Source organism: Kushneria phyllosphaerae, assembly GCF_900312995.1.
Lineage (GTDB): Bacteria > Pseudomonadota > Gammaproteobacteria > Pseudomonadales > Halomonadaceae > Kushneria > Kushneria phyllosphaerae.
Window position 1 is genome coordinate 193203 of sequence record NZ_ONZI01000004.1, and the last position, 25402, is coordinate 218604.

The 25402-nt window shown below is 58.3% G+C and carries 24 protein-coding genes; 15 read left to right on the plus strand and 9 right to left on the minus strand.

The features are described 5' to 3' along the window. Positions 1 to 18 precede the first annotated feature (18 nt). The 4 genes from nei to KSP9073_RS14060 all read right to left on the minus strand — a co-directional run bounded on the left by nei (position 19) and on the right by KSP9073_RS14060 (position 3892). Positions 19 to 840, minus strand: coding sequence for an endonuclease VIII (nei, locus tag KSP9073_RS14045; RefSeq protein WP_108843970.1), 822 nt, complete (start codon positions 838 to 840; stop codon positions 19 to 21). 85 nt (positions 841 to 925) lie between these two features. Beyond that, a complete protein-coding gene (gene uvrB / locus KSP9073_RS14050) occupies positions 926 to 2956 on the minus strand; it encodes an excinuclease ABC subunit UvrB (protein WP_108843603.1) in 2031 nt (676 codons plus the stop codon). A gap of 264 nt (positions 2957 to 3220) precedes the next feature. Continuing rightward, entirely contained in the window at positions 3221 to 3634 is a 414-nt protein-coding gene (locus KSP9073_RS14055; RefSeq protein WP_108843604.1) for an OsmC family protein, read from the minus strand. 66 nt (positions 3635 to 3700) lie between these two features. After that, positions 3701 to 3892: a heavy-metal-associated domain-containing protein gene (locus tag KSP9073_RS14060; protein ID WP_108843605.1), complete on the minus strand. Its 192-nt coding sequence runs from the start codon at positions 3890 to 3892 to the stop codon at positions 3701 to 3703. A 151-nt stretch (positions 3893 to 4043) separates the two neighbouring features. Here KSP9073_RS14060 and ygfZ point away from each other — a divergent pair, with 151 nt between their 5' ends. Next, positions 4044 to 5090 (plus strand): CAF17-like 4Fe-4S cluster assembly/insertion protein YgfZ, encoded by a 1047-nt coding sequence (gene ygfZ, locus KSP9073_RS14065; protein ID WP_165814264.1) that lies wholly within the window; start codon positions 4044 to 4046, stop codon positions 5088 to 5090. Positions 5091 to 5198: 108 nt separating this feature from the next. Here the strand turns inward: ygfZ and mscL are convergent, their stop codons facing one another. The 3 genes from mscL to KSP9073_RS14080 form a co-directional block, all read right to left on the minus strand. After that, positions 5199 to 5711, minus strand: coding sequence for a large conductance mechanosensitive channel protein MscL (gene mscL, locus KSP9073_RS14070; RefSeq protein WP_108843607.1), 513 nt, complete (start codon positions 5709 to 5711; stop codon positions 5199 to 5201). A 121-nt stretch (positions 5712 to 5832) separates the two neighbouring features. Further along, entirely contained in the window at positions 5833 to 7419 is a 1587-nt protein-coding gene (locus KSP9073_RS14075) for a peptide chain release factor 3 (protein ID WP_108843608.1), read from the minus strand. 214 nt (positions 7420 to 7633) lie between these two features. After that, a complete protein-coding gene (locus tag KSP9073_RS14080) occupies positions 7634 to 7864 on the minus strand; it encodes a hypothetical protein (protein WP_133241034.1) in 231 nt (76 codons plus the stop codon). Between the two features lie 198 nt (positions 7865 to 8062). On the opposite strand from KSP9073_RS14080, the gene KSP9073_RS14085 reads away from it, so the two are divergent. The 13 genes from KSP9073_RS14085 (at position 8063) to KSP9073_RS14145 (ending at position 21926) form a co-directional block, all read left to right on the plus strand. Further along, positions 8063 to 9361 (plus strand): ATP-binding protein, encoded by a 1299-nt coding sequence (locus KSP9073_RS14085; protein ID WP_108843610.1) that lies wholly within the window; start codon positions 8063 to 8065, stop codon positions 9359 to 9361. A 6-nt stretch (positions 9362 to 9367) separates the two neighbouring features. Continuing rightward, complete coding sequence (locus KSP9073_RS14090) at positions 9368 to 9904, plus strand: response regulator transcription factor (protein WP_086898919.1); 537 nt, start codon at positions 9368 to 9370, stop codon at positions 9902 to 9904. A 53-nt stretch (positions 9905 to 9957) separates the two neighbouring features. Further along, entirely contained in the window at positions 9958 to 10773 is an 816-nt protein-coding gene (locus tag KSP9073_RS14095) for an inositol monophosphatase family protein (protein ID WP_108843611.1), read from the plus strand. 95 nt (positions 10774 to 10868) lie between these two features. Beyond that, positions 10869 to 12683: a monovalent cation:proton antiporter-2 (CPA2) family protein gene (locus KSP9073_RS14100; RefSeq protein ID WP_108843612.1), complete on the plus strand. Its 1815-nt coding sequence runs from the start codon at positions 10869 to 10871 to the stop codon at positions 12681 to 12683. A gap of 78 nt (positions 12684 to 12761) precedes the next feature. Then, positions 12762 to 13604: a fructosamine kinase family protein gene (locus tag KSP9073_RS14105; RefSeq protein WP_108843613.1), complete on the plus strand. Its 843-nt coding sequence runs from the start codon at positions 12762 to 12764 to the stop codon at positions 13602 to 13604. Positions 13605 to 13985: 381 nt separating this feature from the next. Beyond that, positions 13986 to 14864, plus strand: coding sequence for a 1-acylglycerol-3-phosphate O-acyltransferase, YihG family (gene yihG, locus KSP9073_RS14110; protein WP_108843614.1), 879 nt, complete (start codon positions 13986 to 13988; stop codon positions 14862 to 14864). After that, positions 14846 to 15694, plus strand: coding sequence for a LysM peptidoglycan-binding domain-containing protein (locus KSP9073_RS14115; protein ID WP_243409256.1), 849 nt, complete (start codon positions 14846 to 14848; stop codon positions 15692 to 15694). The genes yihG and KSP9073_RS14115 overlap by 19 nt, the downstream gene beginning before the upstream one ends. A gap of 119 nt (positions 15695 to 15813) precedes the next feature. Next, positions 15814 to 16938: a glycosyltransferase family 4 protein gene (locus KSP9073_RS14120; protein WP_341476565.1), complete on the plus strand. Its 1125-nt coding sequence runs from the start codon at positions 15814 to 15816 to the stop codon at positions 16936 to 16938. After that, the gene (locus KSP9073_RS14125; RefSeq protein ID WP_108843617.1) at positions 16928 to 17497 is read left to right on the plus strand and encodes a phosphatase PAP2 family protein; all 570 of its coding nucleotides are present in this window, start codon (positions 16928 to 16930) and stop codon (positions 17495 to 17497) included. The genes KSP9073_RS14120 and KSP9073_RS14125 overlap by 11 nt, the downstream gene beginning before the upstream one ends. Positions 17498 to 17774: 277 nt before the next feature. Continuing rightward, positions 17775 to 18794 carry a TRAP transporter substrate-binding protein gene (locus KSP9073_RS14130; protein WP_108843618.1) on the plus strand — a complete coding sequence of 340 codons (1020 nt, stop codon included), beginning with the start codon at positions 17775 to 17777 and terminating at the stop codon, positions 18792 to 18794. Positions 18795 to 18849: 55 nt separating this feature from the next. Next, on the plus strand, positions 18850 to 19908 hold the full coding sequence (locus KSP9073_RS14135) for a TRAP transporter substrate-binding protein (RefSeq protein ID WP_108843619.1): 1059 nt from the start codon (positions 18850 to 18852) through the stop codon (positions 19906 to 19908). 87 nt (positions 19909 to 19995) lie between these two features. Then, positions 19996 to 20628: a TRAP transporter small permease subunit gene (locus KSP9073_RS14140; protein WP_108843620.1), complete on the plus strand. Its 633-nt coding sequence runs from the start codon at positions 19996 to 19998 to the stop codon at positions 20626 to 20628. Next, a complete protein-coding gene (locus KSP9073_RS14145) occupies positions 20625 to 21926 on the plus strand; it encodes a TRAP transporter large permease (RefSeq protein WP_108843621.1) in 1302 nt (433 codons plus the stop codon). Before KSP9073_RS14140 ends, KSP9073_RS14145 begins: the two co-directional genes overlap by 4 nt. A gap of 121 nt (positions 21927 to 22047) precedes the next feature. Here KSP9073_RS14145 and gcvT read toward each other — a convergent pair whose 3' ends face one another. Together gcvT and KSP9073_RS14155 are read right to left on the minus strand one after the other, a co-directional pair. Further along, on the minus strand, positions 22048 to 23163 hold the full coding sequence (gcvT, locus tag KSP9073_RS14150; RefSeq protein ID WP_108843622.1) for a glycine cleavage system aminomethyltransferase GcvT: 1116 nt from the start codon (positions 23161 to 23163) through the stop codon (positions 22048 to 22050). 81 nt (positions 23164 to 23244) lie between these two features. Further along, positions 23245 to 24615, minus strand: coding sequence for an alanine/glycine:cation symporter family protein (locus KSP9073_RS14155; protein WP_108843623.1), 1371 nt, complete (start codon positions 24613 to 24615; stop codon positions 23245 to 23247). 333 nt (positions 24616 to 24948) lie between these two features. Here KSP9073_RS14155 and gcvH point away from each other — a divergent pair, with 333 nt between their 5' ends. Further along, positions 24949 to 25347: a glycine cleavage system protein GcvH gene (gene gcvH, locus KSP9073_RS14160; protein WP_108843624.1), complete on the plus strand. Its 399-nt coding sequence runs from the start codon at positions 24949 to 24951 to the stop codon at positions 25345 to 25347. The last annotated feature ends 55 nt before the right edge of the window (positions 25348 to 25402 follow it).

Sequence of the window (25402 nt, forward strand, 5' to 3'; positions counted from 1 at the left end):
CGCACGCTGTTGAGGGGGTCACGTCCCCTGACAGCGAGGGCAGAAATATAACCTTCGCGAGGACACCATGACTCTTTCAATGGGCGTCCCACAAGCGTGACAGGGTAGCGTGGCGCGATTGAAAACCGCATGCCGCCAGCGCCCTCTTGGCTCGCCAGCTTCAATCATGGGCTCCCGCCATACTCTGAGGTTGGTCACACCGGCATGGCGCCAAGCCCTTGTCGTTACCTCCAGAATCTTCTCGGCCAGAAGCTGGCATTGGGCATCATCAAGGTCCATGGGCCGGTAGCGCTCATGAAGCGCTGCAAGGAAAAGGATCTCCGAGCGCAGATAATTGCCGATACCCGCATAGAAATGCTGATCCAGCAGCAGCGCCCCCAGTCGCCGGCGCATGAAACGCGGGCTTTGCAGCCGAGCTCCGATATCGTCAGGCGTAACGTTGTGCGTCAGCAGATCAGGACCGAGTTTCGATAAAAACGGATGCTGATCAAGCTCCTCGCGTCGCCAGAGCGAAATATCGGACGCGCTCATTAGCCACGCTGAATGCGTTGCCGTGCTCAACCGCAGTCGCGGGGAACGATTACCGACAGGTTCACTATCGCGGCGCATGATGCGCCAGACTCCATAGAGCTGATTGTGAGAGTAGATGACATGGTCATCCTCAAAGCCGGTCAACAGCGCCTTGCCCCAGCTATCGACCCGGGTCACCTTCTGGCCTCTGAGGCGGGCTTCAAAAGGCTTGAGCCGATCAAAGGCAAACCAGATATCTTCAATGGTTCGCCCCGCCAGCACCTTGCCCATCCGGTCGGCGATACGGCGTATTTCGGGTCCTTCCGGCATGTGATGACATTCCTTGTCAAAACGAATGAAGGATGACAGCACCTGTCTCCTGACACGAGACAGGCAAGCATTGTTTCAGCGAGTGTTATTTCAACTCGAGCAAGCGGGCGTTGAGTGTCTGCATCTGATCGCGCAGCGAGGCGGCCGTTTCAAACTCGAGATTCTGTGCGGCTTCATGCATGCGGTCCTCGAGCTTTTTGATCTCGCGATTCACATCCTCAAGGCTCATCTGGCCAATGGCCTCGGGCGTATACTGCCCCTCGGTCTCGGCCACTTGGCGATCGCCCTTGCGCTTGCTGCGGCGTGTGCCGGGCGCCTGAGCGGCTTCCATGATGTCTGCCACATTCTTGGTGATCGTGCGCGGTGTAATGCCGTGTTCTTCGTTAAAGGCGACCTGCTTTTCACGTCGACGCGCCGTTTCATCCATGGCGCGTTGCATCGACCCCGTAATGCGATCGCCATACAGAATCGCCTTGCCATGCGCGTTACGGGCGGCACGACCAATGGTCTGGATCAATGAACGCTCGGCACGCAGGAAGCCTTCCTTGTCGGCATCCAGAATCGCCACCAGCGAGACCTCGGGAATGTCCAGGCCCTCGCGCAGCAGGTTGATGCCGACCAGCACATCAAACTTGCCCAGACGCAGGTCGCGAATGATTTCAACACGCTCGACGGTATCGATGTCCGAGTGCAGATAGCGCACGCGAATATCGTGTTCACCCAGATAGTCGGTCAGATCCTCGGCCATGCGCTTGGTCAGGGTCGTGACCAGTACACGCTCGCCGACACCAACCCGCAGTCGTATTTCAGACAGCAGATCATCGACCTGAGTGCTGGCCGGACGCACTTCGATTTCCGGGTCGACAAGCCCTGTCGGGCGCACGACCTGCTCGACCACCTGACCGGCATGCTCTTCTTCGTACGGCCCGGGCGTTGCCGAGACAAAAATGGTCTGCGGCAGGATGAGTTCCCACTCCTCGAACTTCATCGGGCGGTTGTCCAGCGCCGAGGGCAATCGGAAGCCGTATTCGACGAGCGTTTCCTTGCGCGAACGGTCGCCCTTGTACATACCGCCCACCTGCGGAACGCTGACGTGGGACTCGTCGATAAATACCAGCGCGTCATCAGGCAGATAGTCAAAAAAGGTCGGCGGTGCCTGCCCCGGATCGCGTCCTGACAGATAGCGGGAGTAGTTTTCGATCCCGTTGCAGTACCCCAGCTCCAGCATCATTTCGATGTCGTAGAGCGTGCGCTGCTCAAGACGCTGGGCCTCGACCAGACGATCATGATCACGCAGGTACTTGAGCCGTTCGGCAAGCTCTTCCTTGATCGAATCGATTGCACCAAGAATTGTGTCACGCGGGGTAACGTAGTGCGTTTTGGGGTAGATCGTCATGCGGGGCACCTTGCCGCGCACTTCCCCGGTCAGCGGGTCGAACAGACTGATGGTGTCGATCTCATCGTCAAAGAGTTCGATGCGCACCGCTTCATCCTCGGCATCGGCCGGAAAGACGTCGATCACATCCCCCCGCACCCGATACGTACCGCGTCGAAAATCGGTGTCGTTACGCGTGTACTGAAGCTCCGCCAGCCGGCGTAGAAAGTCTCGCTGATTGATCAGCTCCCCGCGAGTGAAGTGAAGGCGCATTTTCAGATACTGATCCGGATCGCCCAGACCATAGATGGCCGACACCGACACCACGATCAGGGCATCACGACGCTCCAGCAGCGCCTTGGTCGCCGACAGGCGCATCTGCTCGATGTGATCGTTGATCGAGGCGTCCTTCTCGATGAAGGTGTCAGACGAGGGCACATAGGCCTCGGGCTGATAATAGTCGTAGTAGGAGACGAAATACTCGACGGCGTTATCGGGGAAAAATGACTTGAACTCACCGTAGAGCTGCGCCGCCAGCGTCTTGTTGGGCGCCATGACAATGGTCGGCCGCTGCAGACGCTCGACCACATTGGCCATGGTGAAGGTCTTGCCCGAGCCGGTCACACCCAGCAGGGTCTGGTGCGCCAGGCCGGATTCCAGACCCTTGATCAGCCCATCGATGGCCGCCGGCTGATCACCTGCCGGCTTGTAGTCGGAGGCAATGCGAAACTCACGATTCATGCGCACTCCGTGCAGGTAGCGAAGAGATTGGAAAATACCGGGGCCATTGCATACGCGCTGGCCGATGGACGGCGTTATCGCCGAAAGCGTAGTCGATAGACCTTCATTGCGGGGCAACAAAACGCGTCAGAACTGATGCACCTGGATCATATGATGGCAGGTGGGAAGGATTGCAAGGCACACCGCCCTGAAACGGTGGTATGCCCTGTGATTGCGAAAGGAGATAGGGAAAACGTTTTGCGCGTTGCGTGTCGAAAGAGGCCTTCAGGCACCGCCCAGATGTGCTCGTGTCTCTATTTCGACCTGCCCGGAGGTCATGAGCCTGTGGATCGGGCACTGATCGGCCACTTCGAGCAGGCGGTCACGCGCCTGAGCACCGAGATCGCCGATCAGGCCGATGTCCACCTGCAATCGATACTGCCCATCGCGCTCATCACTGCTGTCGCGCGTGATCCGGATACTGACCCCGTCAAGGGGCATCTCCTGTTTGCGGGCATACATCATCAGCGTCAGTGCCTTGCAGGTGGCCAGCGAGATATCGAAATAGTCATGCGGGTCGGGGGCGCTCTCATCGCCTCCGACACTGGCAGGGGCATCGGCGTAAAGCGCGTCATGATCGTTGAAAACGATGCGCTGTCGCAGCATCCCCTCACGCTCTGTCTCGATAAGAATGCTCATCGTGGCTTGCCCCCGGGTCGTAATGCACGGCAGATCATGTTTATCTACCGTTGAGATTCAAACGCTTCAACGCCTTGACGAAAATCCCAGCTTCTCGATGACTTCAACCACTTGTCCCGGCTGAACACGCCCTTCCACTTCCAGCCATTCGCGGGCCACCTGAACGGTATCCACGCCATCCAGCTCCATCAGAGCCGTGGTCAGTCGATTCACATCATCGGAATCCTTCAGGCCACTGAGGGTAAATGTTAACGCCATGACGTTCCTGTCTCCTGGTAGTAATGCAATGATTGCGTCTGCTTGTAAAGTCGTGCCGTCGCCCAGATATGCTCTCTCATGGAGAAACGGGGGTCAGGCAGATCAACCCTGCGTTATTGGCACCGTTTGCGCAAATTTTTCTGGAGTTATCATGAGCCACCCGCACTGGCAGACATTGCTGCAACATCCGTCGGCCGAATCTTCACTGCAGGCAGGTCGCCATTTTGACGGACAACACGAGACGGCCATTGTCCCTCTGGAAGATCGTGTCATTCTGGAGGTTCGCGGTCCGGACAGTGAAAAATTCCTGCAGGGTCAGGCAAGCGCCTCCACGGCCCATGCCACCGACACCATTGCACCGCCGGCCGTCTTCTGCACGCCCAAGGGGCGCTCCATTGCCAACGCACAGCTCATCAGGGCTGCACCGGAATGCTACTGGCTCCTGCTGGAACACAGCATTGCCGATGCCCTGCATCAGCATCTGGCCAAATATGCGGCGTTCTACAAGGCCGAGCTGACCCTGCGTGACGATCTGGCCATCGCCGGTCTGGCTGGTCATCGCCTTGACGATGTTTTTGGCGACACGTTGGCGCTGCCACACTCGGACTGGGGCGTACGTATCAGCACAGATGGTGACGATACCAACGAGACAATGGCCATCACCCGCCATCCACATGCCATGATGCGTCTGGTACTGATTGCGCCGAGTGAAAGACTTGCCGAACTGTGCCGGACGAAGGCTCCTGATCTGACGCTGGGATCGAACGATTTCTGGAAGCTTCTGGACATCGAAGCCGGCCTCCTGTGGCTTGACGAACCGCAGCGTGAGAAATGGCTGCCGCAGATGTTCAACTGGGAAGCACTGGCGGGCATCAGCTTCAAGAAGGGCTGCTATACCGGCCAGGAAGTCGTGGCCAGAGCCCACTACCGCGGTCAGGTCAAAAAACGCCTGATGCGGCTCTCCGTTCCGACAACCGAGCTTATTGAGACGGGAACGGACATCAAGGATGCAACAAGCGACAAGACACTGGGGGAAGTGGTCCGCAGCGCTGTGACAGCCGAAGACCATGTTGAACTGCTCGCGATCATGACCACCAAAGATGACATGCCGTCGCTGACCATCAACAATCAGCCGGCGCACATCAAGCCGCTGCCCTATGCGCTGGAGCGTCGGGACCCGGAAACCCTGTCGGACTGATGCCTGACCTGCGCCGGTTGCTTCATGCCTCTCGCCTTGTGAAGGCCTTGCAGCAGAGACAGAGTCGCCGGTGCAGCACCGTTCTGGATTATGTAACCTTCAAGCAGGCTATGTCGTGGGTACGGCGTCCTGTGGTGCCTCAATGACAGAGGTACAGCTGGGGCAGCGCGTGGCCTCGATCGAAATGGGTGTAATGCAGTAGGGGCAGTTGCGCACGGTCGGTGCTGCCGGCGCCGCTGATGCTTCTTCCTTTTCCTTGCTGGTTCCCAGTTCGCGCAGGCGATGAATATTGCGAATCAGGACAAAGCAGACCATCGCCACCAGCGTGAACGAGATCATGGCATTGAGAAAGATGCCATAGTTGATGGTCACTGCACCCGCCGCCTGAGCATCCGCCAGCGTATTGTAGGGCCCTGCTGTCTGCGCACCTTCCTTGAGAACAAAAAACAGATTGGTGAAGTTTATCCCACCGGTGATTAGTCCCAGCACCGGCGTAAAGACATCCTTGACCAGACTGTTGACGATGGCGGTAAAGGCCGAGCCGATAATGATCCCGACGGCCAGATCCACGACATTTCCCTTGACGGCAAAATCGCGAAACTCCGTTAAAAACCTTGGCATACCACTCTCTCCCCGAGCTCGAACCTCATGGCCGGTGGTCGGGTATCGACCACCGCGCCGCTGTTACAAGCCTTACTATAGCGAATGAACCACAAGATGCGTCGCACGATGCTTGCGCACCTTAATGCTCACGAGTCGCATCAAAGGAAAGATCGGGCCAGCGCTCTTCCATCAACTGCAAATTGACCCGTGTGGGTGCCAGATAGGTCAGATGACCGCCGCCATCAATGGCCAGGTTGGTGCTGACCTTGTTGCGCAGCTCATCGATCTTGCGCTCGTCACCATGAATCCAGCGGGCCGTCTGGACGTTAACCGGCTCATAGATACAGTCGACCTTGTATTCATCCTTGAGACGGTGCGCGACCACGTCAAACTGAAGCATACCGACCGCGCCCACGATCATGTCGTTATTGTCCAGCGGCATGAACACCTGAGTGGCGCCCTCTTCAGAAAGCTGCTGAAGCCCCTTCTGAAGCTGCTTGGTCTTGAGCGGGTCTCTCAGGCGCACGCGACGAAACAGTTCGGGTGCAAAGTGCGGAATACCGGTAAAGCGCATCTGCTCGCCGCTGGAGAAGGTATCACCGATCTGAATGGTGCCGTGGTTGTGTAACCCGATGATATCCCCTGGCCAGGCTTCCTCGACATGCGCTCGGTCGGCGGCCATGAAGGTCAGGGCATCGGCAATCTTGACGTCCTTTTTGATACGAACATGGTGGATCTTCATGTTGCGCTCGTATTTCCCCGAGCAGACACGCAAAAAGGCGATACGGTCACGGTGACGCGGGTCCATGTTGGCCTGGATCTTGAAAACGAAGCCGGTAAAGCTGCCATCCTCGGCGGCCACTTCACGCGTATCGGTGTCGCGAGGCTGAGGAGACGGCGCGTATTCCACAAAACCATCAAGCATTTCACGCACGCCGAAATTGCCCATGGCCGTGCCGAAAAATACCGGCGTCAGCTCACCACGGCGGTAGGCCTCAAGATCGAACTCATGAGAAGCACCGCGCACCAGCTCGATCTCTTCACGCAGTTCGGCCGCCTGGGCAGCGCCGAGCAGTTCATCGACTTCGGGATTATCGATGCCCTTGATCTGCACATCCTCCGGAATGCGATTACCCTGCCCCTGCTTGTAGACATGAATAATGTCATTGACCAGGTGATAGACCCCGCGAAAGTGTCGCCCCATGCCCACGGGCCAGGTCACCGGCGCACAGGCGATATTGAGCACGGTTTCGATTTCATCCATGACTTCAACAGGATCCCGCGTATCGCGGTCCATCTTGTTGATGAAGGTCAGAATCGGCGTGGTACGCAGTCGACAGACCTCCATCAGCTTGATGGTTCGATCCTCGACGCCCTTGGAGCCATCCACCACCATCAGGGCCGAGTCGACGGCCGTCAGCGTACGATAGGTATCCTCGGAGAAATCCTCGTGCCCTGGTGTATCGAGCAGATTGACCATGCGCCCCTTGTAGGGGAACTGCATGACAGAGGTGGTGACGGAGATACCACGCTCCTGCTCCATCTTCATCCAGTCAGAGGTAGTGGTACGCTCCTGACGCTTGCTCTTGACCGCACCGGCGACCTGAATGGCATTACCAAACAGCAGCAGCTTTTCGGTAATGGTGGTCTTGCCCGCGTCGGGGTGGGAAATGATCGCAAAGGTTCTGCGAAGGCTGGCTTCCTGGGCGATCCGGGTATCAGTCATGGATGCTTCAATAGTCATTATGTACACAGTCTGTACGTGAACGGGTTTGGCCGCATTCTACAGGCAGTGCCAGGTGCGGGGATAGAAGGCCCGAGTATTGGCCGACATCGTCACCCTTTAATAATCTTCCAAAACGCCATTAAAAAAGCCGACGCTTTTCAGAGCCGGCTTTCCGGTGACGCTTATCTTCAACCACTCAACCACTCATCAGGCATCAGGGCTGATAAGGCGGCGTCTGCTCCGGAGGCACCTCGGGCGGTGGCTGCGATGGCGGCGGATCCTGCAGGGGCGGATCTTCCATCGGTGGCTTTTCAAACGGAGGTTCCTGCGGCTGCGGTGGCTGCTCGGGTGGAGAGTGTGGCTCCGGGTCCGGTGGCTGAACCGGTGGCTCGCTCATGGCCTGCCAGGGCGGCTGGGCGGCATCAATACGGGATTGCATCATCATGATCATCTCCTCCTTCGAGGCACAAGGCGGGGCGGGTGTCTTGGAAAAAGTCCATTACCTGCCCTGCTCTCATCACGTTAGGCACAAAGCCACCATCGTGCCAGCGCTGTGGCGCACAACGTCATTCTTTACTCCACGATCGTATGACGATTGCGATATCATGGAGACACAACGCTACATTCGCTGCTCTGGACACTCATGACGCAGACGCTACTGCTGACGACCCCGGCTCGCAATCTGGTAAGACTGACCATTGCCCGTGGCATCACATGGACCTGCTTTCTGGTCGTGATCCTCTTTGGTATCGAGGTCATGAACTTCAAGCTCAGGGTAGTGCCGATTATCGCCATTATCTTTGCGATGGGGCTGTTCAATGTAGCGACCTGGTGGCGGCTGGGTCAGACGCGTCAGGTCACCGCCATCGAATACCTGATTCATCTGCTCATTGATGTGGCCGGTCTGACCCTGATCTTTTATTACACCGGCGGCGCCACCAATCCGGCCATTACCTACTACCTGATCCCGGTGGCGATGGCAGCGGCCACTCAGCCCTGGCGGCATGCCTGCATTACAGCAGCCTCGGCCTTTGTGGCCTACTCGATGCTCATGATCTTCTTCGAGCCGGTGCCGGAGCTTCGCCATACGATCGGCGATAGCCTTCTGACCCTCAATGTACTGGGCATGTGGCTCAACTTTGTCCTGTGTGCTGCGCTCATCACCTTTGTCATCTTTCGCATGGCCGACACCCTGCGCCAGCGCGACCGATCGCTTTCCCGCACCCGCGAATCAGCGCTGCGCAATGAGCAGATTCTGGCCGTGGCCAGTCAGGCCGCAGGCACGGCGCACGAGCTGGGTACGCCGCTGTCCACCATGATCATGTTGATCGATGAAATGAAGTCCGACCCGGTCACCGACACGCAGCGCGCCGACCTTGATTTGCTTCGCAGCCAGGTCGATACCTGCAAACGCCATCTGCGTGAGCTGGTGGCCAGCGCCGAACGTCGCCAGAATGATCCGCCGGCGCGGGTCAATGCTGCCGAATGGCTTGAAGCCCTGATCCAGCGCTGGCTGGTCATGCGCCCCGATGTCACCTATCAGCTCAATGTCGATCATCGCGCCATAACGCTAATGGCCGATCCCACGCTGGATCAGGCCATCATGAATCTTCTCAACAATGCCGCCGATGCCAATCCCCGGGATATCGCCATTACACTGAGTGAAAACTCGCTCAAGGAAAATCGGCGCCAGGTCGTCATCTCGATAATCGATCACGGCCCGGGCATCTCGATGGAAATTGCCAGCCACATGGGAGAGAGCTTTATCTCCGGGCGCTCCAGAGGGCTGGGCATCGGCCTTTTTCTGACCCATTCGACGCTCGACCGCTTCGGTGGCAGCGTAAGTCTCTACAATCAGACCGAAGGGGGCACGCTGACCGAAGTCAGGCTGCCACACCCGGACAGCGACCCGTCCTCGCCCTCTTCACGCTCACAGGAATGACACGCCATGCATGAAAAGGCTTCCTTTCTGGTCGTTGATGACGACCCCGTATTTCGCCAGATCATGGAGCGCGCCCTGACGCGCCATGAGTTTGATGTCATGGTGGCCGCCACCATCGAAGAGGCCCGCCAGCTGGCCCAGCGACGCCCACCGGAATACGCAACGCTTGATCTGAAACTCGAAGAAAGCTCGGGGCTGCAGTTTTTGCCCACGCTGCTATCGATCAGTCCTGCCTGTCGGGTCGTGATCCTGACCGGCTATTCGAGCATTACCACTGCCGTTGAAGCGATCAAGCTGGGAGCCGTGAACTATCTCTGCAAGCCGGTCGAGGTCAGCGAGGTGCTGCAGGCTCTGGATGCCCAGGAAGGCAATCCGGATGCCGAGATCGCTGAAAACCCGCCGTCTGTCAACCGATTGACCTGGGAACACATCCAGCGCGTTCTACAGGATAACGATGGCAACATTTCGGCCACTGCCCGCAGCCTGGGCATGCACCGGCGTACCCTGCAGCGCAAGTTGCAAAAGCGACCGGTCAAGCGCTGAATGCCGGTCCGCCAGCGCCCCATTCTTTACGACGATCACTGACAGGAGTGCGCATGACGCTCGAAGAACGCCTTGAACAGGCTACCCGCATCGCCCATGAAGCCGGACGCCGTATCAGGGCAGCACGCGAGGGCGGCAGCCTTCAACGCAACATCAAACATGGCAACGAGCTGGTCACCGATATCGACGTTGCCGTGGATCGCTATATCAGCGAGCAGCTGGAATCGCTGTTCCCGGGTGAGGCCCGTTTGACCGAAGAGCTCTCGCCGGATCGTCGTGATCTTAGTGATGAAAAACCGCTGTGGGTGGTGGATCCCATCGATGGCACCGTCAACTTTGCCCATGGTCATCATCATGTGGCGGTCTCCATTGCCTGGGTCGACAAGGGCCGTGTTCAGGTGGGTGTCGTGCACGCCCCGTTTCTGGAAGAAACCTTTACCGGCATTCGCGGCAGCGGCGCCTGGTGCAACGACGAGCCGATCTCGGTCAGCGGCACGCGCGAGCTTGATGCCTCACTGATTGGCACCGGGTTTCCCTATGACCGCGATGCCCGCTTCCCGCTGCTCAGACGACTGCATGCCGTACTGGAAAACTGCCGCGACATTCGCCGCAATGGCGCCGCTGCGCTGGATCTGTGCGCCGTGGCCTGCGGTCGACTCGATGGCTACTATGAAAGCTGCTCTCCCTGGGATTTTGCAGCAGGGCTCTTGATTGCCCGGGAAGCCGGCGCCCGCACCGGCCATGTCTATGACTGTCCGGAAGGCATTGCCACCGAGCTTTACGGCGAAAACCTGTTGGTCTGTACGCCGGAGATTTATTCTCCTCTGAAGTCATTGATCAAAAAGGGCGATAGCGGCCAATACCGCTGATTCGGTCTCACCAGGGCCTCTGATGATCCGGGCAGTGATCATGACGTCACTGCCCCACCCGCGGCATCCGCCTGTACGGCTCGGGACACACTGCCATGCATTTTTTGTTGGAAGCCACCGTCATGCTCGGCGCTGCCGTCGTGGCAGTTCCGCTGTTTGCACGATTCGGGCTGGGCTCGATACTGGGGTATCTATGTGCCGGCCTGATTCTGGGTCCCTCGATCAGTGGCTTCATTGCCGACCCCGAATCCGTGCTTCATGTTTCCGAAATCGGCGTGGTCATGCTGCTGTTCGTGATCGGTCTGGAACTTGAACCCGCCCGGCTCTGGCGCCTGCGGGGTCGGCTTTTTGGTCTTGGCAGCCTGCAGCTTTTTCTGACCGGCCTTTTACTGACACCACTGGGATTCATGCTGGGGCTGGGGCAGGCCGCCTCGATCCTGCTTGGGCTCACGCTGGCGCTGTCGTCGACCGCCTTTGCCCTGCAGCTTCTGACCGAACATCAGCAGCTTGCCAGCCCTCATGGCCAGGCGGCCTTCGCCATTCTGCTGTTTCAGGATCTGGCCGTCATTCCCCTGCTGGCGGTGATTCCCATCCTTGCCGGTAACGCCGGCGCTGAAGATGCCAATCTGTGGCTGACCATTGCCAGAACCACCGCCATCGTGGTGGCCACACTGCTGGTGGGGCGTTTCATTTTTCCGCGCGTGTTGCGCATTGTGGCCCGCAGCGAAGTCCATGAAGTCTTTACCGCCGCTGCGCTATTGATGGTGCTGGGAACCGCCTGGGTAATGGAAGAAGCCGGGCTTTCCATGGCACTGGGCGCCTTTCTGGCCGGGGTACTGCTGGCGGATACGCCCTATCGTCACGAACTCGAAGCTAATATCGAACCCTTCAAGGGCATCCTGCTCGGCCTGTTCTTTCTCTCGGTCGGCATGTCGGTTGACCTGTTGCTGGTTATGCATAACCTGCTGACCGTGCTGGCCATTACCCTGGCCATTCTGTTGGTCAAGATACTGGTGCTGTGCGTCGTGGGTCTGGTGGCACGTCTACCACGTCAAAACATTCCACGACTGGCCGCCGTGATCGCGCAGGGCGGCGAGTTTGATTTCGTGCTATTGACCACGGCTGTGGCTGCCGGCGTGTTCGAGCAACGCATTGCAAGCCTTTGTATCGCGGCCGTGACGATTTCGATGGCCTGTACGCCCTTTCTCTATACGCTGGGAAGCCGGCTGGGCAATCGCCTCAAACCCTCCCAAAGCTGGGACAATCAGTTTCCCGATGACGATCCGCCGGTCATTATTGCCGGGCTGGGTCGCTTTGGGCAGATGGTGGCGCGCGTACTCAAGATGCAAAACGTGCCCTTTACCGCACTGGACCCCAATATCCGTCAGGTGGAATTCATCCGCCAGTTTGGCTCCCGGATCTATTACGCCGATGCCACTCGGCTGGAACTGCTGCGTTCGGCAGGCCTTGATCGCGCTCGCATGCTGATCATCTGCGTTGATGACGAGCAGGCGGCCTTGACCATTGCGCGGCGGGCGCGGGAAAACTACCCCGATCTCGTCATTCATGCTCGAGCCCGTAATCGCCACCATGCCTGGCGCCTGCAGGAACTGGGTGTAAATGTTGTCGTGCGCGAAATCTTTTCAGCCAGCCTTGAACTGTCCCAGGAAGTCCTGGTCGGGCTGGGCTACCCCAGTGCCAGTGCGAGCCAGGCGGTCAGAACCTTTCGCGACTTCGATGTACGCCTGTTTGAGGAGTCCTACCAGTATCGCAACGACAATGACCAGCTGCTTGAAAGCGATCGCGCCGCCATCGAAGAGTTCTACAAGCTCTTTCAAAGCGAGGACAGGCCTCACCGGGATACGCCCAAAACCGGGGAGCATGACGACGACCACCAAAAGCCGCACTGACCTCTCCTGACGTCATGGATATTCACGGCGCTGCTACGCTGAAAAGACATTTTCCATGTCAACACGGAGCAGCACGTCATGACGTCATCCACACCACAGGAAACGCTTGAGGCTCTCGGCATCCGCATTACGGGATCTCCTGAACCTCTCGGTGGCGGAGACATAGGACAGGTCTGGCGAGTGGCCACCTCAGAGGGTGATTTACTGGTCAAGCATGCCGGCCTGGCAGGTCTTGCGGCAGAAGCCGACGGCCTGAAAGCCCTGCAGAAAGCCAATACCGGGCTGATCATTCCGGAGATTGTGGGGGAGTTGCCCGGCGCGTTGGTCATGACCTGGCTGCCACCGAGCAGACCCGATCGGCAGGCGCAGGCAGATTTCGGCCGTGGGCTTCGCGTGCTGCATGCCCATACAAGCCCCGAACATGGCTGGCATCGCGATAATTTTGCCGGCACAACACCTCAAATCAATACCTGCCATGAAGATGGCCGTGTCTTTCAGCGCGAGTGCCGTCTGCTGCCGCTGGCGGCACTGTGCCTGCAAAAAAAGCGCATGGATCATGACCTGCATGATCAACTGGTTCAGGTGGCCAATGCACTGGAAAGCTGGCTGCCCGATGCCCCCGCCAGCTTGGTTCACGGCGATCTATGGTCCGGCAACGTGCATTTCAGTATGCAGGGGCCGGCGCTGATTGATCCCGCCATCCACCGTCACTACCCGGAGGTAGACATTGCGCTACTGGAGCTTTTCGGCAGCCCTTCTGACGCCTTCCATGAGGCCTACTGGGACGGCAACGCCCCGGACGACTGGCCACGCCGGCGCACCCTGTTTCAGCTCTATCCACTGTTGAACCACCTGTACATGTTTGGCGGCAGTTACCATCAGGGTGTGCGCGCGACTATTGCACAGCTTCCCGGAAGCTGAAGGACAGCGCCCGTGGCGCGCCAGCGGTGATGGCCGTCCAGAGCAAATTCGAGCTCGATGCCGTTTCATGACTGGACCGCACAGGCTCATGAACATGATAGATAACGGTATAACGAGGCGTTCAAACAGAATACCGATCACGTCGAACATCACCCTCGAAGCTGGAGCAGCCATTGAACAGTTATTGGTCCAGCAAAAAAAGATTTCAAAGACAAACCTTACCGGTAATGTCGATGGCAGATTTCGCCCGAGATCCTGAAATGTTCCCGTGTCTGGACGACGGGCGTTGTGGTGGTCCCGGCGGCACTGCGTCATTCCCGGGCTGGGCCCGACGCGGGCGATCCATTAGGATACGGGCACTGCAACAAGGATCCGGACACCATGGCATGGCTCAAGGGCATCATCAGTATCGTGCTGCTGACCGGCAATACGCTGTTCTGGGGAATACCGCTGGTGACATTAAGTCTTTTGAAACTGGCCCTTCCCTTTCGGCGCGTCCAGAGGTGGCTGCTCAAGAGGCTGAACCGGGTTGCCAGCTGCTGGATCACGACCAATAACCTGTGGATACGCCACTGGCTCAAGCCGGACTGGCATATCTCCCTGCCCAACACGCTGTCCAGAGAGCGCCACTGGCTGGTCATTGCCAATCATCGAAGCTGGACGGACGTTATTGTCATGCTGTACGCCCTGCATGATCGTTTGCCGATGCCGCGTTTTTTCATCAAGCGAGAGCTGATCTGGGTCCCCATTTTAGGGCTGGCCTGGTGGGCGCTCGAATTTCCCATGATGCGGCGCTACTCCGCCAGCCAGCTCAAGCGTCGTCCTCATCTGGCAAGGCATGACCTGCAAGCGACCCAAAAACTGCTGACCCATATCGACCGTACGCCTGTTACCATCTACAACTTTGCCGAAGGCACCCGCTTTACCCGAGCCAAACATGAACAGCAGCAAAGTCCTTATCAACATCTTCTCAAGCCTCGTGCCGGCGGCTGTGCTCAGGTCATGACGATGATGGGGCATAAACTCTCCGGTATCATTGACGTCACTCTTGACTACCGTCATGGCCGATCAAGCTTTTGGGACCTGCTCTGCGGGCGAAGCGCAACCATTACCCTGACGGCGAGACGACTGGACATTCCGGAGTGGATGCCCGACGGGGACTATCTCAATGACACGCATTACAGGGAACGCTTTCAGGCATGGATCAATGCACTATGGCAGGAAAAGGATCAGCACCTCTCATGCACTACCGCTTCCTGACCCTTTTAGTGCTCCTGTTGCTGACAGGCTGTGCCGGGCGCGGGATGAGCGGTGGCGGCGAAGCTGGGTATATCACTGTCCAGCGGGGCGACACCATGAGCGCCATCGCCCGGCAGGCCGGGGTACCACTGCTGCGGCTTCAACGATTCAATCCGGGCGTCAGGGCCAATGATATGCGCATCGGGCAGCAGTTGATGCTGCCGGGCCGCAATGAACGTGCCCCCGGCAGCGGGCAATACCGCTACTCGGTGAGAAGCGGCGATACGCTGGGGAGAATTGCAGGCCACTTCGGTACGTCCAGCAGCCGTATCACTGCTGCCAACAATGGTATTGATCCCAACCGCTTGCGGGTCGGGCAAATGCTGACAGTCCCGATGGGCAGCGCTTCTGCCTCAACGGCTTCACGCGCCACCGGCGCTCAGACCACGGCAGTCCCCGCCAGCGCATTGCCCAGTGGCGCAGGCCCATGGGCGTGGCCGCTGCGTGGGGCTCAGGTACAGCGGGAGTTCGGCAGGGACGGCCGCAATGCCCTGCAGCCCATGCTGATGTCCGCCGGGAGTGATCACACGGCTCGGGCCGTGGCCTCCGGTACCGTGCGTTTTGCGGGTACCATGCGACAGCTCGGCGGCGTCGTCATCGTGCATCATGACAAGAACCTGCAAAGCGTCTATGCCCAGTGCGACCGAATCAACGTCAGCAATGGCCAGCGCGTCAGTGCCGGCACGCCCGTTTGCGAGGTGCGCCGCGATTCAGGCACCGGTCGCCATGATCTGCTTTTTGACACACGCAATGCGGGCCGTCCCTTCAACCCCAGGCAGATTGTGCGATGACACACGACACAACAACGTCACATGATCGCCCCGCGACCGTCATGAACGACAACCATACTGATCAACATACCGATGATCTCCGGATAGCAGTTTCCCGGACACCAATGAAGGTCGCTTTTGTGAGCGAAACCTGGGCCCCCGAAATCAATGGCGTTACGCACACCCTTGGCCATCTGGCGCGCCATCTCAAGGCGCGCGGGATATCATTGCAGCTGATTCGCCCCCGACCCCGGACCGATCATCATGATGAGCTCATGAGTGAAGAGCTGCAGGTCGGTGCCATTCCCATTCCGGATTATGACGGGGTCAGCATGGGGTTTCCGGCGCCTCGCAAGATTGGCAGGCTATGGCGGGATCATCGCCCGGATGTGGTCTATATCGCGACAGAAGGCCCGCTCGGGCTTTCTGCGCTCAATCAGGCGCGCCGAATGGGGATTCCGGTGATCAGCGGTTTCCATACCAACTTTGACCAGTACAGCCGTCACTACATCATGCTGAAAGTGCTCAGCCCTTTGGTAAGGCCCTTTCTACGACGTTTTCACAATCGCTCAACCTTGACCCTGGTCCCCACCAGAGCCCAGGCGGACAATCTCGCCCACTATGGTTATGACAATGTTAAGGTGATGAGTAGAGGGCTGGATTGCGAACGTTTTTCACCCGAGCAGCGGGACACGTCGCTGCGCGAGCAGTGGGGCGCTGATGAAGACACTCCCGTTGCCCTTCACGTCGGACGCCTGGCGGCCGAGAAAAACGTTTTGCTGCTGATCGACACCCTTGAGGCCATGCGCGCGCGTCAGCCTGACCTCAAGGCTGTACTGGTCGGTGACGGACCGCAGCGTGCCCTGCTGGAAAAGCGTCTTCCCTGGGCGCACTTTGCAGGGTTCCAGCGTGATCGGGCGCTGGCCAGACACTACGCCAGTGCCGACATCTTTTTGTTTCCGTCGCTGTCGGAAACCTTTGGCAATGTTGTCATTGAGGCGATGGCCAGCGGACTGGCGGTCGCTGCCTTTGATTATGCCGCCGCAGGCGAGCTGATTTGCGAGGATATACAGGGTAAGCTTGCCGGCCCTGACAGACCGGCACAGTTTATCGAAGCCGCCGTGGCGCTCTGTGATGACATGGCATCGGCCCGGGAAATGGGTCGCGCTGCCTGTGAGCGGGTACATACACTGGGCTGGCCAAAGATTGGCGACGCCTTTATTGAATATCTGCGTCAGGCACAGGAGGTGAACGATGGCAGGTGAACGACTGATTCCGGTATTTAAAAGACTTGATACGCTCGAGTGGAAAGCCTGCAACAAGCTGGCGCGTCTTGGCGCCTATCGTCCGCTTCTTTTTGTTCTGCGCTGGGCAAGCCGTCTGGGTGATGCGCCGGCATGGATCGTCATGTGCCTGAGCATTCCGCTGCTGACACAGTGGTGGTACGGCTGGTTTCTGGGGGTCTGCTTTGGCCTTTCAGCAGCGGTAGGCGGTATCCTGTATCGCCTGCTTAAAAACCGCCTGTGCCGCGAACGCCCCTATATCTCCTTTGAAATCCCCTGCACCATGCCGCCACTGGATCGCTACAGCTTTCCCAGCGGCCACACCCTTCATGCCGTGATGTTCACCACGCTGGCAGCCTTGTTCGTGCCCCAGCTGCTGATTGTAGTGGCCCCTTTTGCCGTGCTGGTCATGCTCTCTCGCGTCATACTGGGGCTTCACTATATTACCGATGTCGCGGCAGGTGCCCTGATCGGCTTTGTACTGGCGCATGGCATGGCACTGATCATTGTCGCTCTGCGCGGCATGCTGTTTGGCATGTAACCAGTAACTCCGCACTGAAATGATCTGCAAGCCGGCGCCTGTCATGGCGCCGGCTTTTTTATAAGTAGAAATTCTCCCGCCAGCCCTGCCTTCTTTAACTTTGGTAACGCCCCGGACTAACGTCTTACAGCCAGATACGTCGTATTACTGAATGCTGTGTCAGACATAATCATAAAAACAGGTCGGGAACGATGGCGCACCACACTGCCCCGCATGCAACCCATGCAAGGCTGAAATGCCCGTTGCCTTCTCCTGCCTGATTCAACGGAGCATGCACATGAAGATCACCCTGCCGCTGAAAGCTGGCGCCTTTCTTGTTCTTGGGGCGTTTGCACTTAACGCCTATAGCGCCGAATACGAATGGAAATTTCAGGCCTCGGAAACTTCTGGAGAACCCAGTTTCAAGATCAAGCAGGAATGGGCTGACAGGATCAAAACGATGACCGATGGCCGCGTGGCCATTGAGGTGATGCCGATCAATGCCGTGGTGGGGCCTACCGAAACCCTGCAGGCGGTCAGCGCCGGGATACTGCAGGGTCATATGACAGACCCCAGCTATTTCTCGGGCCAGAACCCCGCCTTTGGCATGCTGGGCAACCTGGTGGGCGCCTGGCAAAACCCCTACGACTTCCTGGAATACATGAAGTATGCCGGCGGCGAAGACCTCTACAACGAGCTGGTCGAACCCTATGGTGTACACCTGATCTCGGCGGCCACCTTCCCGCTGGAATCCGTCCCCTCCACGGTGGAAATCAAGACCATAGAGGACTTCAAGGGCCTCAAGATTCGCGCCCCGCAGGGCATGGTGTACAACATTTTCGAGCGTATTGGCGCCACGCCGGTCAACCTGCCGGGCTCGGAAGTCTATACCGGCCTTGAAAAGGGCGTGATTGATGCCGCCGACTCCACGGTCCTTTCCAACAACGATGCCCAGGGGCTTCACCAGTTCGCGCCCTATCCACTCTATCCCGGCTTCCACTCCATGCCCATGATCGCAGTATCGATCAACAAGCAGATATGGGATGGCCTGCCGCAGGATCTACAGGTCACGCTCAAGACCTCCTTTGATCGTATGGCCTACGACCTGATCGCGCGCCTCAAGGCCCTGGATCTCGAGACGCTGGCCAAGCTCGAAAAGGATCCCGATGTGCACCCTTATGATTTGCCACCGGAAGAGCGCAAAAAGTTTCGCCAGGCGGCCGAGAAGGAGTGGCAGGAATGGGCCGGCCGCAATGACATGACCCAAAAGATTTATGATTCGGCCACCGGGTTTCTGCGCTCACGTGACCTGCTTTGATCGCAGCACACGACCACTCGGACCATACCGATAACAACGACAAGGGAAATTCATCATGTCTATCCGCTTTCCGCTAAAAGCCTGTCTTCTCATCACACTGGGCAGTACAGCGTTTACTGCTCAGGCCGCCGAATATGAATGGACGTTTCAAACGTCGGAAACCTCCGGTGAGCCGCAGTTTGAAATGAAAAAGGCATGGGCCGACAACGTGGAGAAAATGTCGAACGGTCGTATTGCCATCGAAATTCTCCCCGTCGGGGCCGTGGTACAGGCCAATCAAACCCTGCAGGCCGTGCGCTCCGGCATCCTGCAGGGGCACCTGACCGACCCCAGCTACTTCACCGGACAGGATCCGGCCTTTGGCATGATGGGAAACCTGGTCGGTGCCTGGAGCGACCCCTACGACTTTCTTGATTACATGAACAATGCCGGCGGTGAAGCGCTCTATAACAAGCTGGTCGAACCCTACGGACTTCATCTGATCGGCGCGGCCGCCACAGGCCTTGAGTCCCTGCCCTCAAGCAAGCCGATCCACTCCATCGCAGACATGAAAGGGCTCAAACTGCGGGCGCCGGAAGGCATGGTCTACAACATCTTCGAAAAAGCAGGCGCCACGCCGGTCAACCTGCCGGGCTCGGAGGTCTATACGGGGCTTGAAAAGGGGGTTATCGATGCCGCCGATTACACGGTCTTTGCCACCAACCAGGCGCAGGGGCTGCATGATTTTGCGCCCTATCCGCTTTACCCCGGCTTCCACTCCCTGCCCATGGTCGCCGTCTCGATCAATAACGACATCTGGAAGAGTCTGCCGACTGACCTGCAGGCCATGCTGACCACCTCGGTGGATGCGCTGGCCTACGAAATGGTCGCCGAACTGAAAACACGCGATCTGGAGGCGGTACGTCAGGCCCGCCAGAACCCGGACATCGAGATTATCGATCTCTCTCAGGAAGAGCGTGCGAAATTTCGTGATATCGCCCGCAAGGAGTGGGCCGAGTGGGCCAGGCGCAACGACATAACCCGTGAGTACTATGACTCGGTCGTGGCTTACCTTCAGGCGCACAACCTGCTGCCTGCAGAAGACAGCAATGAAGACTCAGACACGTCATCCTGATTGAACAGTCCTTGCGCAGGCACGGCCAGATGCACGATATGGCCGTGCCATCCTCCGATTGATCTTATCTGACACAGAGGATGTCCCATGTCCAAAGATCCTCACCGCCAGCATGGCGTTATCGAAGCAGACGAGGAAGAACTCGCGCGTTCGAACCCGGACCATATCGATCGTGCCCCGGACCCGGTACGCAGCTTTCTCGACCGCGGCGTGGTGTGGTGCGCTCGTGGCGCTGCCTGGCTGATCTTTGCTGCCATGGCCGTCAGCGTTTATGAAGTGCTCATGCGTTACGGCTTTAACTCTCCCACCTCGTGGGTGCACGAAAGCGTCGTGATGCTGGTGGCCGTCAGTTTTGCGCTCGGTGGGCCGGCAGCGCTGGCCAGTAATCGCCATATCCGTGTGCGCGTTCTCTATGACAGTGCCGGTCCGCGCCTGCGGCTCTGGCTGGACCGTTTCAATGATCTTGTGACCTTTGGCTTTTGTCTGGCCATGAGCTACGCCGCCTTCACCATGTTCTGGGACGCCTCGCACAACCCTCTGGGGGCATGGCAACTGGAACGCTCCGGCACCTCTTGGAACCCGCCGTTTCCAGCGCTGGTGAAAGGCATCATCATGGCGTCATTGATGATCATGTGCGTCCAGTCCCTGGTCCATTTCATTCAGTCCCTGCGAGGCAGGCCTGCCGAGACGCGGCACAATGACGGGGAGACAGCGTCATGACCATTGCCGACGGTACGATCCTGATGGTCGGGGCCATCTTTGCCCTGTTGATTACCGGCCTGCCGCTGGCCTTCATTACCGGCCTGGTCGCACTTGCCTTTACCTTCGGCTGGTTCGGGCCAATGGCCATGCCGCTGGTCACCAGCCGCATCTATGGTTTTGTCACCGAGTATTCACTGGTGGCGGTACCCATGTTCGTGTTGATGGCATCGCTGCTGGATCGCTCCGGTATCGCCAGGGACTTGTTCAACGCCATGCGCGTCTTTGCAGGCCGGCTGCCCGGCGGCGTGGCGGTGCAGACGGTGGTCGTGGCGTTTTTCCTGGCGGCGCTTTCGGGAATTATTGGAGGTGAAATCGTGCTGCTGGGCATTCTTGCCCTGCCGCAGATGCTGCGACTGGGTTATGACAAGCATCTGTCCATTGGCGTGGTCTGCGCCGGCGGCTCACTGGGGACCATGATGCCGCCCTCGATCGTACTGATCATCTATGGGTTGATTGCCAGTGTCTCCATTGCCGATCTGTTTACCGCCGCCATCACGCCAGCGGTGATCCTGATGCTGTCCTACATCGGATATGTGCTGGTGCGTTGCCTGAAAAATCCAAGCCTCGGACCACCCTTGAGTGAAGAGGACCGTCGCGAAACCTTTGCCACCAAAGGCAAGGCATTGCAGGCGATTATCGTGCCCGCGCTGATCGCGGTGCTTGTTCTGGGCTCGATCTATGGCGGTGTGGCCTCGGTCACGGAAGCAGCGGCCATGGGTGTCTTCGGCGTATTGCTGGCGATCATGCTGCGTGGCGAGTTCTCGTTTAAAACCATGCACGAAAGCCTTGGTCAGACGCTGATGACCTGCGGCATGATCATCTGGATCGGCATCGGCGCAGCAGCGCTGGTCGGGGTTTACAACCTGATGGGCGGCAACCGTTTTATCTCGGGCATGATCATGGGCCTCGATGTGGCCCCGATCGTGATTATCCTGGTGATGATGGGCATCCTGCTGGTGCTGGGCATGTTCCTCGACTGGATTGGCGTGGCAATGCTGACCCTGCCGATCTTTGTTCCGATCATTACACAGCTGGGCTACAGCCCGATATGGTTCGGGATTTTGTTTGCCGTCAATATGCAGGTGTCTTTCCTGTCACCGCCGTTCGGGCCGGCGGCCTTCTATCTCAAGGGGGTCGCCCCACCGGAAATCAGCCTCAAGGATATTTTTGTCTCACTGCTGCCCTTTATTGCCCTGCAGCTGCTGGTGCTGTTTGCCCTGCTGTTCTGGCCGAATCTGGCCATGTGGCTGGTGTAGACATTGGATGCCCTATAACGCCTGACCTGAAAAGGAACAGCCTGTCGGAAAAAGGCCCTGCCAACGCAGGGCCTTTACCGGTTCCATTCAGCCAAAAGAGAAATTCAGCTGCGATAGCAATTCAGCCACGATAGTAGTGCGTCGTGACAAAGGGCATCGGCGTGACCGTCATGTCCATCCGCCGGCCGCGTACTTCGGCCTGCAGCTTCTGACCCGGCGCACAAAACTCTCGCTTGAGGTACCCCATGGCAACAGGGATGCCGACCGAGGGGCCAAAGGTGCCTGAAGTGACCTCACCGATGGGGTCACCTTCCATATTGAAAAGTTTCGCCCCTTCACGCACTGGTGCCCTCCCGTCAGCTTTCAGCCCGACTCTCAGCCGTTCCGTGTCTTGATTGCCCTGCTGGGTCAGGATCACATCCGCCCCGGGAAATCCGCCTTCACGTTCACCGCCCTGGCGCCTTGCCTTGCCAATCGCCCAGCCCAGAGAAGCTTCAATGGGCGTGGTGTCTTCACCCATGTCGTGACCATAGAGACACAGCCCGGCCTCCAGTCGTAGTGAGTCACGCGCACCCAGCCCAATGGGCGCCACCTCTTCCTGAGCCAGCAGCCATTCGGCAATGTCTTTGGCACCGTCTGCCGCAATGGACAGCTCGAAACCATCTTCCCCGGTATACCCCGAACAGCTCACCCAGACCTCATGGCTCATGATTTCGAACCGGGCATGCTGCATGAAGGTAAGCTCTGCCGCCTGCGGACACAGCCTGCGCATCACCGCACGCGCCATGGGCCCCTGAAGCGCCAGCAGGGCACGATCCTCGACCACCTCAAGAACACCGCCCTCACCCAGCCCGCTTCTCAACAGGGCCGCATCTGCCGCGCGACAGGCGGCATTAACGACCAGGTAGAGATGATCACCGGCATTGACCGCCATGAAGTCATCATGGATACCGCCGACGTTGCTGGTAAACAGGCCGTAGCGCTGGCGCCCGGGGGCGATGCTCACGGCATCGATGGGCGATACCCGCTCCAGCGCCTGTGCCGGCTGACTACCGCGAATCAGCATCTGCCCCATGTGCGAGACGTCAAACAGTCCACACTGGCGACGGGTATGCTCATGCTCACGCTTGATCCCCATCTCGAACTGGACAGGCATTTCATAGCCGGCGAAGGGAACAAATCTGGCCCCGCGCTGTTGCCAGAGCGTATAAAGCGGCGTTCGATGCAGGGTTGACATAAATCCTCCGAATCCGGTTCATGAATGAATGCTTTTGATGTACATGACCCTCGTTTGCCGGGCCACGCACATGCCGCCGACCTATTTTTGCACTTGATTGGACGCCTGCCTTTCCGCAGCGAAATGCTCTCGAGTCAGCTTGAAAACGACTGGTGACAGCAGCGCCAGAGCGATCAGGTTGGGAATCGCCATCAAGGCGTTAAAGGTATCCGCCAGCAGCCAGATGAAATCAAGATGGGCCATCGCGCCTACTGGAATGGCCAGCACAAATGCGATGCGATAAAAACGCGATGCGCGGCTGCCAAAAAGATACTGAAAGCATCGTTCGCCGTAGTACGACCAGCCCAGAATGGTGGTAAAGGCAAAGATCGCCAGCGCAATGGCTACGATATAGTCGCCGGGCCCCGGTAACGCTGTCCTGAAGGCCAGAGAAGTCAGTGAAGCGCCCGAGTCCCCTTCAAGCCACTGCCCTGAGGTCAAAATGGCCAGCGCAGTGACAGAACAGACCACGATGGTATCAATGAAGGTGCCCAGCATGGCCACCATCCCCTGCCTGACTGGGCTGTTGGTCTGCGCTGCAGCATGGGCAATGGGGGCACTGCCAAGCCCGGCCTCATTGGAGAAGACCCCTCGAGCCACCCCGAAGCGGATGGCCGCAGCGACGGCGGCACCGGCAAACCCGCCGGCTGCTGAAATGGGGGTAAAGGCATGACGAACAATCAGCAAAAACGCTTCGGGGATGGCGGCATAGTTAATGGCCAGTACGACCAGGCCGGCCAGCAGATAGGCCACGGCCATGAACGGCACCAGACGTCCGGCGACGCTTGAAATACGCTGGATGCCTCCGAGGATGACGGCACCCGCCAGCACCATGATGACCAGGCCGGTTACCCAGGAAGGGATGCTGAAAGAGGTCGACAGGGCATCGGCGACCGAGTTGGCCTGCACCGTATTACCGATACCAAACGACGCCAGCGTTCCAAACAGGGCAAACAACACGCCCAGCCAGGCATAGCGTTTGCCAAGACCGTTTTTGATGTAATACATCGGCCCGCCCACGAAATTGCCCTGATCATCGCGCTCGCGAAAACGCACGGCACAGACCGCCTCGGCGTATTTGGTGGCCATGCCTACCAGAGCAGTCATCCACATCCAGAACACGGCGCCCGGCCCGCCAAGCGCGATGGCAGTGGCCACCCCGGCAATATTGCCGGTACCGATGGTGGCCGACAGCGAGGTCATGAGCGCGTTAAATGATGAAATCTCGCCGCTGTCCTTTTCACCCGGAGTACGTCCCTGCCAAAGCAGTCCAAAGGCTCGGCCGATGTTGCGTACCGGCATCCCCTTGAGCCCGATCTGCAGATAAAGGCCGACACCCAGTAACAGCAGCAGCATCAGTGGCCCCCAGACCACTCCATTAATTCCTTCCACCAGTCCCTGTAATGCTTCCATGACCGATTTCTCCCGATTTGTTATTGAAGTCATAGTGTGTCAAACGACATGGATGACGGCGCATCATGAAAATCTACAGGCTGACCCTGACAATGTCATGGCAAGCTTGCCAGAGACCGACGTTTTTCACGCCAGCCCCTTTTAGTCCTCGACCGGCAACGTTACGATAAGGAAAAAGTTTCCGATCGGAAACACACCGGCATAACAAAATCGCCGATCCGCAATCAGCAGTGGACGAGCAAGCCGCCTGAAGCCACCCTATAGGCAGGTCAGCCTCGTTATCCCCGGGATGTTTCGCCATCCGTCATCTTGGCATTGAACAGGACATATAATATGAGCCAGATCCCCACTAATCTTCGCTATTCGGACAGTCACGAATGGGTCCAGGACAATGGTGATGGTACGGTCACCATCGGCATTACTGACCATGCCCAGCAGGCCCTTGGCGACGTGGTCTTCGTGGAACTTCCCGAAGTGGGCAGTACCCTTGCAACAGGCGAAGAGTTCGGTGTGGTCGAGTCGGTCAAGGCCGCCTCGGACCTTTATGCCCCACTGAGTGGTGAAGTCCTAGGCGTCAACACCCTGCTTGAGGATGCCCCTGAAAGCCTCAATGAAAGCCCCTATGACGATGCCTGGCTGATCAAGATTCGTCTGGCAGAACCCGATGAACTCGAATCGCTGATGGACGCTGACAGCTATACCGAGCTTGTCGCCAACGAAGCCAACGACTGATCGCGTTTACCACCCACACCCGAGGCTGACCTCCTCGCTGTTGTCGGAAGGCCGC

Bases quoted from the DNA above. Each gene is read 5' to 3' on its own strand.
- nei (WP_108843970.1), bottom strand. From the start codon at position 840: ATGCCGGAAGGACCCGAAATACGCCGTATCGCCGACCGGATGGGCAAG.
- uvrB (WP_108843603.1), bottom strand. From the start codon at position 2,956: ATGAATCGTGAGTTTCGCATTGCCTCCGACTACAAGCCGGCAGGTGAT.
- KSP9073_RS14055 (WP_108843604.1), bottom strand. From the start codon at position 3,634: ATGAGCATTCTTATCGAGACAGAGCGTGAGGGGATGCTGCGACAGCGC.
- KSP9073_RS14060 (WP_108843605.1), bottom strand. From the start codon at position 3,892: ATGGCGTTAACATTTACCCTCAGTGGCCTGAAGGATTCCGATGATGTG.
- ygfZ (WP_165814264.1), top strand. From the start codon at position 4,044: ATGAGCCACCCGCACTGGCAGACATTGCTGCAACATCCGTCGGCCGAA.
- mscL (WP_108843607.1), bottom strand. From the start codon at position 5,711: ATGCCAAGGTTTTTAACGGAGTTTCGCGATTTTGCCGTCAAGGGAAAT.
- KSP9073_RS14075 (WP_108843608.1), bottom strand. From the start codon at position 7,419: ATGACTGATACCCGGATCGCCCAGGAAGCCAGCCTTCGCAGAACCTTT.
- KSP9073_RS14080 (WP_133241034.1), bottom strand. From the start codon at position 7,864: ATGATGATGCAATCCCGTATTGATGCCGCCCAGCCGCCCTGGCAGGCC.
- KSP9073_RS14085 (WP_108843610.1), top strand. From the start codon at position 8,063: ATGACGCAGACGCTACTGCTGACGACCCCGGCTCGCAATCTGGTAAGA.
- KSP9073_RS14090 (WP_086898919.1), top strand. From the start codon at position 9,368: ATGCATGAAAAGGCTTCCTTTCTGGTCGTTGATGACGACCCCGTATTT.
- KSP9073_RS14095 (WP_108843611.1), top strand. From the start codon at position 9,958: ATGACGCTCGAAGAACGCCTTGAACAGGCTACCCGCATCGCCCATGAA.
- KSP9073_RS14100 (WP_108843612.1), top strand. From the start codon at position 10,869: ATGCATTTTTTGTTGGAAGCCACCGTCATGCTCGGCGCTGCCGTCGTG.
- KSP9073_RS14105 (WP_108843613.1), top strand. From the start codon at position 12,762: ATGACGTCATCCACACCACAGGAAACGCTTGAGGCTCTCGGCATCCGC.
- yihG (WP_108843614.1), top strand. From the start codon at position 13,986: ATGGCATGGCTCAAGGGCATCATCAGTATCGTGCTGCTGACCGGCAAT.
- KSP9073_RS14115 (WP_243409256.1), top strand. From the start codon at position 14,846: ATGCACTACCGCTTCCTGACCCTTTTAGTGCTCCTGTTGCTGACAGGC.
- KSP9073_RS14125 (WP_108843617.1), top strand. From the start codon at position 16,928: ATGGCAGGTGAACGACTGATTCCGGTATTTAAAAGACTTGATACGCTC.
- KSP9073_RS14130 (WP_108843618.1), top strand. From the start codon at position 17,775: ATGAAGATCACCCTGCCGCTGAAAGCTGGCGCCTTTCTTGTTCTTGGG.
- KSP9073_RS14135 (WP_108843619.1), top strand. From the start codon at position 18,850: ATGTCTATCCGCTTTCCGCTAAAAGCCTGTCTTCTCATCACACTGGGC.
- KSP9073_RS14140 (WP_108843620.1), top strand. From the start codon at position 19,996: ATGTCCAAAGATCCTCACCGCCAGCATGGCGTTATCGAAGCAGACGAG.
- KSP9073_RS14145 (WP_108843621.1), top strand. From the start codon at position 20,625: ATGACCATTGCCGACGGTACGATCCTGATGGTCGGGGCCATCTTTGCC.
- gcvT (WP_108843622.1), bottom strand. From the start codon at position 23,163: ATGTCAACCCTGCATCGAACGCCGCTTTATACGCTCTGGCAACAGCGC.
- KSP9073_RS14155 (WP_108843623.1), bottom strand. From the start codon at position 24,615: ATGGAAGCATTACAGGGACTGGTGGAAGGAATTAATGGAGTGGTCTGG.
- gcvH (WP_108843624.1), top strand. From the start codon at position 24,949: ATGAGCCAGATCCCCACTAATCTTCGCTATTCGGACAGTCACGAATGG.